Annotated in this window: 7 protein-coding genes; all 7 read right to left on the minus strand. The window is 65.0% G+C overall.

From position 1 onward, the window contains the following. The gene (locus tag AC1RBA_RS22865) at window positions 1-1,416 is read right to left on the minus strand and encodes an efflux transporter outer membrane subunit (protein ID WP_492419898.1); all 1,416 of its coding nucleotides are present in this window, start codon (window positions 1,414-1,416) and stop codon (window positions 1-3) included. Then, window positions 1,413-2,135 (minus strand): CerR family C-terminal domain-containing protein, encoded by a 723-nt coding sequence (locus AC1RBA_RS22870; protein WP_070223491.1) that lies wholly within the window; start codon window positions 2,133-2,135, stop codon window positions 1,413-1,415. Before AC1RBA_RS22870 ends, AC1RBA_RS22865 begins: the two co-directional genes overlap by 4 nt. Window positions 2,136-2,397: 262 nt before the next feature. Next, on the minus strand, window positions 2,398-3,759 hold the full coding sequence (locus tag AC1RBA_RS22875) for a hybrid sensor histidine kinase/response regulator (RefSeq protein ID WP_070310347.1): 1,362 nt from the start codon (window positions 3,757-3,759) through the stop codon (window positions 2,398-2,400). A 142-nt stretch (window positions 3,760-3,901) separates the two neighbouring features. Continuing rightward, complete coding sequence (locus AC1RBA_RS22880) at window positions 3,902-4,636, minus strand: 2OG-Fe dioxygenase family protein (protein ID WP_070223489.1); 735 nt, start codon at window positions 4,634-4,636, stop codon at window positions 3,902-3,904. Window positions 4,637-4,739: 103 nt separating this feature from the next. Next, entirely contained in the window at window positions 4,740-6,776 is a 2,037-nt protein-coding gene (locus AC1RBA_RS22885) for a TonB-dependent receptor (protein WP_492419899.1), read from the minus strand. Window positions 6,777-6,790: 14 nt separating this feature from the next. Beyond that, window positions 6,791-7,279, minus strand: a complete 489-nt coding sequence (locus AC1RBA_RS22890) for a DUF6702 family protein (RefSeq protein WP_492419900.1) — start codon at window positions 7,277-7,279, stop codon at window positions 6,791-6,793. Between the two features lie 263 nt (window positions 7,280-7,542). Further along, a partial coding sequence (locus tag AC1RBA_RS22895; protein WP_492419901.1) for an IS1595 family transposase occupies window positions 7,543-8,118 on the minus strand: 576 nt, incomplete at its 5' end.

Here is an 8,118-nt window from a genome sequence, read left to right on the forward strand (position 1 = left end):
TCAAGGTGCGTTGTTGGCGATGGCGCTGCTGCCGTTCCAGCCGCCGCCGGCGGCGCGGTACAGCGCCACCCAGGCGGCGCTGCGTTCGCGCTCGAGGTTGACCACCGTGTTTTCGGCGGCCAGGCGCGTGCGGCGGGCGTCTTCCAGTTCGATCAGGCTGGCCAGGCCGTTCCTGTAGCGGTCTTCGGTGGCGACAAACGACACGCGGTAGCCTTCCAGCGCGGTTTTGGCATGCGCGCTGCGCGCGTCCGTGCTGGCCAGGTTGACCAGCGCCTCTTCCACTTCGCGCACGGCCTGGCGCACGCCGGCGCGGTATTTCACCACGGCTTCGTCGTAGCGCGCCGTGGCCGCATCGACCTGGGCGCGGCGGGTGCCGCCGTCGAAGATGGGCAGGCTGACGGCCAGCGGGCCGATGCTCCAGGTGCTGGCCGTGATGCTGGTGCCGCCGGCGCGGATATTGCCCTTGCCGATCGAGCCTGCCAGGCTCAGACGGGGATAGCGCTGCGCCTGCGCGCCGCGTACTTCGAAGCTGGCGGCGGCCACTTCGCGTTCGGCGCTGTAGATGTCGGGACGCTGGGCCAGGGTTTGCGCCGGCAGTTCCGCTATCGCCAAGGGCGAGGGCAGGATGGCAGGGCTGGCCGCCAGCTTCTGGCGCAGCGACGCTTCCGGCATGGCCGACAGGGCCACCAGCGCCTTGATGTTCACGTCGCAGGCGGCGCGCTGTTCGATGGCGCGGCTGGCGCCTTCGGCGGCGCTGGCGCGGGCCAGGGCGGCGTTGGCGGGCGGCTGGAAACCGGCGCCGGCGCTCAGTTCCGTCAGGCGTGCCGAGTCGCGGCGCGAGGCCGCATCCTGTTCGGCCACGGCCTGCAATTGCTGACAGGTGCGCAAGGCGTAGTACTGGTTCGCCACTTCGGCGGCCACCGAGACGCGGGCTTCATGCCAGAGCGCGCGGGCGCTGCCGTAGCGCTCCTGCGCCGCGTCGCGTGTGGCGCGGTTGGCCCCAAACACGTCGATTTCCCACGACGCCTGCAAGGCCGCCTGCGAGGTGGTGCCGCTGGGCTGGGCCGATTGCTGGCTGGTGCGCACCACGCTGCCCGTCGCGTCGAGCTTGGGCGCCAGCGCGGCGCCGCTGGCGATGCTGTCCGCGCGCGCCTGCACGATGCGCGTGCCGGCGGCGGCGATGGTGGGGCTGACCTGTTGCGCCTCGGTGATCAATTCCACCAGCAGGCTGTCGCCCTGGCCCTGCCACCAGCTGGCCAGGTCCGTCAGCTTGCCGTTGTGCGGCAGCGGCGCCTGCCACTGCGCGGGTGCGCTGGCGGCCACCGCGGCGGGCGGCCCTTGCAGGGCGCAACCGCCCAGCGCCAGCACGATGCCGGCGGCCAGGGCGCGTTGAACGGTGCATCGAATAATCGTCATGCTGGTCCTTCTGCTTGTCGTTGAGTGGTAGAGGGGGGAGTGGCCAGGCGCCGGCGTTCCACGTCGGCCATGGCCAGCGCGTAGTCGGTCAAGCGCGCCAGCCAGGTGTCGATCGCGTGCGGCGATTCCAGCAGTTGCGGGCGCAAGGTGTGCAGCACGTCGGCGCCCACCATGTGCTGCAGGGCCAGCGAGGCGATGGAAAACGCCAGCCGGTGCATGTCGTCGCTGTTGGCTGGCGCGCCCAGGTGGCGCGCCAGCACGCGCGTGAGCGCCTCGTGTTCGGCACGGATGTTCTGGTCGACCTCGCGCGCCCACAGGCCCGTCGGTTCGAGCATCTCGCGGCACCACAGGCGCATGCAGTCGCGCGCGATTTCTCCCTGCTGCATGGGGGCGAGCAATTGCGCATAAAAGCCTTCCAGACTTTGGCGCAGGGTGAAATGCGGTTGCTCGTACAGGGCGATATTGTCTTGTGGATTCGATAGTTGATGGGAGAAGGCGGCGCGGTACAGGCCCGCCTTGTCGCCAAAATAATAGCGGATGGCCGCCGCGTTGGTGCCGGCCGCCTGCGCCAGTTCGCGCGTGGAGGTCTTGGCGTAGCCCTGCCCGGCAAACAGGCGGATGGCGCTATGCAGCAGGCGCTCGCGCGACTGCTCGCCATCGGAGCGGGGCTTGCGCCCGTCGTCGGCGCTTGGTGTTGGGGAAATGTTTTTTTCAATCATGTCGGAGATTTAATCATATATCTCAAACGATTGATATAACTAAATCGCTTGATTTAGTTAAGGAAAGATGAAGATGCGGTAAAACGCGGGCAAAAAAAAGCCCGCGAACTGGCGCGGGCTGAATCCAATGTTCAGGGAACGAATTGGAGGAGACAGTTCCACTATAGCGCTGAAAATGGTGCGGTGCAATACCGTAGAACTACTGTATTCATCTCTTGCTGATGGCAAAAAAACAGCATTTCATGCTGCGGCGCACAGAAGCTCAGGCCTTGCTGCGCAGCGCCAGCGTGAAGGTGCTGCCGGAGCCGTAGTCGCTGTTGAAGAACAAGGCGCCGCCGATGGCGTTGGCCAGGTTCTGGCACAGGTACAGGCCCAGTCCCGCGCCTTCCACGTGGCGCGTGGAAGTGGAATCGAGTTGCGAGAAGGCCTGGAACAGCTTGGCCTGGTCTTCTTCCTTGATGCCGGCGCCGCTGTCGGCGATGCTCATTTCCGTCACCAGCACGCCGTCTTCCTCGCGCTGGGCCAGGCTGATGCGCACCGTGCCCTGTTCCGTGAACTTGATGGCGTTGTTGAGCAGGTTGATGAGGATTTGCGTCAGTGCGCGGCGGTCCGTCTCGATGATGGCGGGCGGCCGGCCCGCTTCGCCCAGCGCCATTTCCAGCGCCAGGCCCTTTTGCTGGGCCAGCGGGCGCAGGGTGTCGGCCACTTCGGCCATCAGGTCCTGGCAGTGCACGGGTTCGATCGACAGGGTCAGTTTGCCCGCCTCGATCTTGGCCACGTCGAGAATGTCGTTGATCAGCGAGAGCAGGTGACGCGCGCTGGCGCGGATGGTGTTGAGCTGCTTGTCCTGGTCCGACGTCAGGGGGCCGGGCAGTTTCATCAGCAGCGCGCCCGTGAATCCAATGATGGCGTTGAGCGGCGTGCGCAGTTCATGCGACATGTTGGCGATGAAGGCGGACTTCATGCGGCTCGCCTCGGCCAGTTCCAGGTTTTTCAGGGCGATTTCGCGGTTGATGGTTTCCAGTTCGGCCGCATGGTGCGCCAGGCGCATGTTCAGCTCGATCACCTGGCGTTCGCGCGCCTGCAGTTCGCCGTTGACCTGCACCGCCTGTTCATATGTGGAAATGAGCAAATCGAGGATTTGCTGGCGCTCCGCATTGATGAAGTGCTTCTGGTCGCCCAGGTACAGGGCGATGCCGATTTCCACATTCTGGTTCTTGCGCAGCTTCTGGTTCATCAGCATGTGGCTGATGCGGTTGAGCAGGTAGTCTTCCGCGTAAGGCTTGCGGATGAAATTGTCGGCGCCGCACTCGATGCCGCGGATGATGTCCTTCGGGTCGTTGAGCGAGGTGACGAGGATCACGGGGATGTCGCGCAGGGTCGGGTCGGACTTGATGGCGCGGCACAGGTCGTAGCCATTCATTTCAGGCATGACGATATCGGACAGCACCAGGTGCGGCTTGCGCTCGCGGATGGCGGCCAGGGCCAGCTGGCCATTCGCCGCCACGCGCGCGTTATAGTGCAGCGACTGGATCAGGCGGCGCAAGCGCTCCGCCTGGGTCGGGCTGTCCTCGACGATCAGGATCTCGATTTCGTCAGGCTTGATTTGGTTGTTGGAGTCCACAGACCTCTCCTAGGATTTCAGTGTGGTGATGCTGGGCGCGGTGAGCGCGCAATATCGACATCGTATGACTATATCGGATTTAGGTCTGTAAAAGTAACTTCCAAGTAACTATTTTGCCCACAGGGAATGCTGTGGCCGCCTGTCAGTTTTCGCCCTGGAACTGGCCGGCGCGATAGGTCAGCACGAGGGTGTCGCGGTGGCCGTGTTCGCCGATGGGCTGGATCGGCGTCGATTCGTGGATCACGGCAGCGTCGTCGAGCAGCAGCAGCGACCATGGCTCGGTCAGGGTAAAGCGCTTGCCGTTGGGGCCCTCCGCTTCGAAGATGCGCGTCTCGCCGCCCTTGACCTGTTCGCGCCCGATCAGCAGCACGGCGACGAAATCGACGCCGTCGCGGTGCGCGCCTTCCGGCGTGGGGCGGCCGATGCCGTCGGTCGTATCGATGCGGAACTGGTGCGCCTCGATGAACCACGGCTGGCGGCCCTTGACCTGCGAGCAGGCGTCGCCCAGTGCGCGAATCAGCTGCTGCCAGGCCGCTTGCGCGACGATGGCCGGGTCGACCGGTTCGAACAGGCGGTGCATGCCGCCGTGCAGGGCGTTGTATTCCACCGGCTGCCAGTGCGGACGGTGCGCCGTCTGCGTCAGGCGCTCGCCATCCTGCACGAAGCACGAATGGCGCCGGCGCCGATAGCGGCCGCCATCCTTCAGGTAATTGTCCAGCGCCAGGGTATCCCAGCTTGGTTCCAGCGCGCGCAGCGCGTCCAGCGGGCAGCCGGCCAGCGCGGCCACGTCCTGCGGGCGCAGGACGGCATAGCCGTCATCGCGCAAGGCTTCCTTGACGTGGGACGGGGCGGTAAAGATCGGTGCGGAAGTGCTCATGGCGGTGCCGGCCGCAATGCGGCCTGTCTCAGTTTATCCAGCCTGGCATTCTACGACTTCGCGGCGTTTCCTGTGCAGTACGACAGGAATTATTCTTGTTTACTTAAAAATTCTTTACCAGGGTCAGACGCAGCGAGCGCGATTCCACCGGATGGAAGTGGATATCGTCCACGGGCTGCGCTTCGCCGGGCAGGCGCGAGGCATAGTAGTAATCGATGGCCGCGTCGCGCCGGTTGGCCAGGTTGTAGCCTTCCACTTCCATGTGCAGGGTCTTGTCGATCCGGTAGGCGATGCGCCCGTTCAAGCCCACGCTGGCGACGGAGCGTACGCTGTTGTCTTCCACCAGGGGGCGCGGACCGAAGTAGCGCAGGCGCAAGGAGCCCGACCACGGTCCCGGCGGCGTCACCGTCATGGCCAGCTGGGCCACGCCTTCGATGGCGCCGGGGATGAAGTCGCCCGCCGGGTCGCTGCCGCGCGAGCGTGCGCGCGCATACGCGAGGTCCAGGTCCAGCGACAGCCAGCGGGCCGCCTTGTAGTAGCTGGAAAACTCGATGCCGTAGCGGCGGCTGGGGCGGCCCGCCTGCGTGGCGCCCGCGTCGCCGATGAACAGCAGCTCGGAATCGAAGTCCAGGCGGTACAGCGACAGCGAGGTTTGCAGGCCGGTGATGGCGGCGCTGCGCAAGCCCAGTTCCAGGCCGCGCGAGCGCACCAGGGGCGTGACCTTGCCAGCCGCCTCGCCCGTCTTCGGATCGACCGTGATGGTCGTGCCGCGCGCGTCGTTGCTGTGAAAACCGTTGCCGATGTTGACATATGCTTCCGTCTCGCGCCACGGTCCCGCGATCACGCTCAGGCTGGGGCTGAACAAATGGTCGCTGGCCGTGCCCGAATTGACGGCGCGGTCGCTGCGCACGTCGAAGCGGTAGGCATCCGCGCGCAGGCCGGCCACGGTGCGCAGCGATCGCGACCAGCGCGTGCTGTTTTCGCCATACACGCCGATGCTCGTTTCGACGAGATGGTCTTGTCGCGTGGTCGACAGGACCTGGCGCTGGCGCGTGTTGTATAAGCCATTGTGGATATTGTCGTTCTGCAGTTGCAGGCCGATGGTGGTGTCGCTGCTGCCCCTGTCCGTGTGGCGGTGCCAGGTGTGGCTGGCATCGAGGCCGGCCGTCACGCGCCGGTCGGGCTGGGCGAACTGGTCGCCGTTGAGCGGGTCGTCCATCGCATACGTAAAATTCGAGAACAGGGCCAGGCGGTTGGCGATCACGTACGCGCTGACCTTGGACGACACGTCGTCCGTCGTCTGGCGCCAGGCGCCCGACAGGCTGTAGCGCTGCGCCTTGCCGCCGTCGCTGGCATCGACGGCGTCGAAGCGGCCCAAGCTGCCGTCGCGCACGGCGCGCAGCGGAATCTGGTCGGTGGCGTTCCAGCTTGCGTCGTATGCCATGGCCGTGACGTTGAAGCCGTTGTTGGCATAGCCTTCGCTGTAGCGCAGCACGCCATTGCGCTTGCGGTAGCGGTCCGGCTGCGTGAACGGGCCATCGTTATGCTGCGCTTCGAGCGCGTACAGCAGGCTGCCGTCGCCCGCATCGATGGAGTCGGCCAGCAGGGCGTGGCGAAAGCCGTTTTGCCCGATGCCCGCGCTGGCGATGCCTTGCGTCAGGCGGTTCGCGTAGACGACGGACGCCGCGCCCGCCGAGGAAAAATCGCCTTGCGCCGCCGAATACGGTCCCTTCTTGTAATCGAGGCGCATGGCCAGTTCGGGGATCAAAAAGTTCAGGTCCGTCCAGCCTTGGCCGTGGCCATGGCTGCGCTGGTTGACAGGCATCTCGTCGACCGTGGTGCGCAAGTCCGTGCCGTGATCGAGGTTGAAGCCGCGCAGGCAGAACTGGTTGGCCTTGCCCTCGCCGCTATGCTGGCTGACGATCAGCCCCGGCACGGCTTCGAGCAATTCGCCGGGCCGGTAGCTGGTGCGCGCGTCGAGCTGCTGTTGCGTGATGCTGCCCGCGTTGGCCGAATTGGCCACGCCCAGCTGGTTCAGGCGCGAACCGTCGACCAGCACGCGCTGGAAGAGGTCGTCGGCGTGGGCGGCGGTGGCGGAAAACAGGGCCGCGAGGAGGAGGGGAAGGGAGCGTGACGTCATGGGTATGCCGGGGATTAGCGGATCGGCCATTCCGTGTTCTGGCGGTCGAAAATCAGCGTCTGGATGCTGCCGCTGTCCTGCACGTTGAGGGTATTGCGCTGGCTGGGCAGGAAGTCGGTCAGCAACTGGTTATGAATGCGCGTGGCGGGGGCCAGGCGCGTGCCTTCGATCTCCTGGAAGATCACCACGTTGTCGGCATCGACCTTCATGCCGACCCAGTTCAGGCGCAATCGCCTGCCGTCCGGCCCCAAGAGGTAAAACTGTTTTTCGACATAGCGGCGCAGCGCCGCTTCGCTGTCTTCCTGGCCCAGGTCGAACCGGCGCTGGTACAGATTCGTCAGCAGCGCCTCGACGTCGTGGCCCGTGTAGGTGTGGACCACTTCCGTGCTGCCGCTGGCCGCGTTATAGCTGATGTCGGCGATGCCCATGTGGAAGTTATGGGCGGCGGCGGCCATGCTGATGCAGGCCAGCGTGACGGCCGTCAGCGCACGCCAGCGCTTCATGCCGCGTCGCCCTTGGCCGGGCCATTGCTCTTGCCTTTCAACGGTGGATGAAAATCGCGCATCAGCTTCTCCTTGGGTGATTTTTCGCTCCTGAACAGTTCCACACGCGAAGGCGTGACCTTGCGCGCAGGAGGCGGTGCGGTAGGTCTTCGGGGGAGCAGAAAGGTATGCGCATGGTCACCCTGACGTTGTTGTAAGGAAATAGTGGCAACTATTCTATACGCAGGGTGGGCCATTCTTGTTTTGATCTGCAATAAAGAAGGCTATGTCACCATCAGATGTGGGAATGCTCCCAGTGTTGCCTTCAATAATGTTTCCGGGGAGCGGATGCGCCCGGCGTCCAGTATCCAGCGCCAGCCCAGGTAATTCGGCAGATAGCGCGTCGCCACGCCGTGAAAGGAGCGTAGCCATGCCCGCAGGCGGCTGTGATATGCATTGACGTTCTGTACATGCGCGGCGCCCTGCACGCGGATGCCGGCACGCACATTGACGGCCTGGTGGCTGATCCCCGCTTCCTTGGCAAAGGCGCGATAGGCGGCATGGCCATCGGTGAGCAACAGGATATCCTTGTCGATCATGGGCAATAAATAATGGTGCACCTGCGCCTTCGTCAGCGCCCCTTTTCCGGTGACGAAATCGAGGGTTTGTCCCGTACGGTCGCGCGCCATCAGGATGCAGACCTGCTCATTGGAAATGCCACGCCGGCGGGCATGGCCGCCACGGCGGCGCGCCGGACGCGTCAGATGCCGCGCGCCCTTTTCTGACTCCAGCACATACAGCTCGTCCGCTTCGGCGATGCCATGCAGGCAATGGGGCCGGTCCGTCTTGGCCAGGCTTAA

This window comes from Janthinobacterium sp. GW823-FHT03B06 (assembly GCF_058796955.1).

Bases quoted from the DNA above. Each gene is read 5' to 3' on its own strand.
- AC1RBA_RS22865 (WP_492419898.1), bottom strand. From the start codon at position 1,416: ATGACGATTATTCGATGCACCGTTCAACGCGCCCTGGCCGCCGGCATC.
- AC1RBA_RS22870 (WP_070223491.1), bottom strand. From the start codon at position 2,135: ATGATTGAAAAAAACATTTCCCCAACACCAAGCGCCGACGACGGGCGC.
- AC1RBA_RS22880 (WP_070223489.1), bottom strand. From the start codon at position 4,636: ATGAGCACTTCCGCACCGATCTTTACCGCCCCGTCCCACGTCAAGGAA.
- AC1RBA_RS22885 (WP_492419899.1), bottom strand. From the start codon at position 6,776: ATGACGTCACGCTCCCTTCCCCTCCTCCTCGCGGCCCTGTTTTCCGCC.
- AC1RBA_RS22890 (WP_492419900.1), bottom strand. From the start codon at position 7,279: ATGAAGCGCTGGCGTGCGCTGACGGCCGTCACGCTGGCCTGCATCAGC.